This window comes from Staphylococcus sp. HMSC062H10 (assembly GCF_001836945.1).
GTDB lineage: Bacteria > Bacillota > Bacilli > Staphylococcales > Staphylococcaceae > Staphylococcus > Staphylococcus aureus.
Window position 1 is genome coordinate 1 of the sequence record NZ_KV830967.1, and the last position, 1,169, is coordinate 1,169.

Genomic DNA, 1,169 nt, shown 5'->3' on the forward strand with positions numbered 1-1,169 from the left:
TTTTTTTGCTTAATTTTCCATTTGCGATAAGTTTATTTAAAGTCTTGCCGAAAGCAGCAGGCGTTGAAGTATCTTTTTTGCTCTTTGGCGAATAGTAATTTAATTCTATCTCATATCTAACTGGATTTGTTACTTTATCTCCTAGTTCTTTTAGACGTTGTTTAACTTTTTTGATTCCACCGATTTCTTTTATAATTTTATTGTTTGCTGTATTATCACTATATGTCATTGAAGCCTCAATAAGTTCTTTTAAAGTGATGTCTTTTCCTACATATTTTTCTAAAATAGGAGAATAAGCAACTATATCATCTTTGTTAATATGTACTTTTTTATTTAACTTATTATAAGGTACTTGTTCTAACAAAATAGCACTATTTATCGCTTTTGAAGTCGAAGCATAGGCAAATCTCTTATCTGAATTAAATTTTACTTCCTTACCACTTTTAGTATCTAAAGCATAAACACCAATATGAGCATTATATTTTTTTTCTAAATCATTTAACTCTTTGGCATGTGAACTGTTTGAATTACATGCACTTAAAACTAAAGCCATTACAATTAAAAATATTAACTTTTTCAAAATAAACCCTCCGATATCACAGTTGTAATTTTTACAAAACAATAATATTACAATTGTAATATTGATGTCAATTGTTTATTATAAATATTTGAAAGAAGGTGTCAAAATGGCTAAATTACTAATAATGAGTGTAGTAAGCTTTTGTTTTATATTTCTATTGTTAGTATTTTTTAGGTACATATTAAAACGCTATTTTAATTATAGTTTAAATTATAAAGTTTGGTATCTAACTGTGCTTGCTGGATTAATTCCTTTTATCCCAATTAAATTCTCTTTTATAAAATTTAATAATGTGAATAATCAAGCGCCCACAGTTGAAAGTAAGTCACACGACTTGAACCATAACATAATTACCACCAAACCTGTTCAAGAGTTCGCAACAGATATCCATAAGTTTAATTGGGATTCAATTGATAATATCTGCACAGTTATTTGGATAGTTTTAGTTATTATTTTAAGTTTTAAATTTTTGAAAGCCTTATTATATCTTAAATATTTAAAGAAACAGTCACTTTATCTAAACGAAAATGAAAAAAATAAAATAGATACGATACTTTTCAACCATCAATATAAAAAAAATATTGTGATT

At 25.8% G+C, this 1,169-nt stretch carries 2 protein-coding genes; one reads left to right on the forward strand and one right to left on the reverse strand.

What is annotated here, in order from left to right:
* Positions 1 to 580 (reverse strand): serine hydrolase (locus HMPREF2658_RS02355; protein WP_053514628.1); only part of this gene is annotated, 580 nt, incomplete at its 3' end.
* A gap of 106 nt (positions 581 to 686) precedes the next feature.
* Between HMPREF2658_RS02355 and HMPREF2658_RS02360 the strand changes: the two genes are divergently transcribed.
* The coding region (locus HMPREF2658_RS02360; RefSeq protein WP_305367169.1) for a M56 family metallopeptidase at positions 687 to 1,169 on the forward strand (483 nt) is incomplete at its 3' end.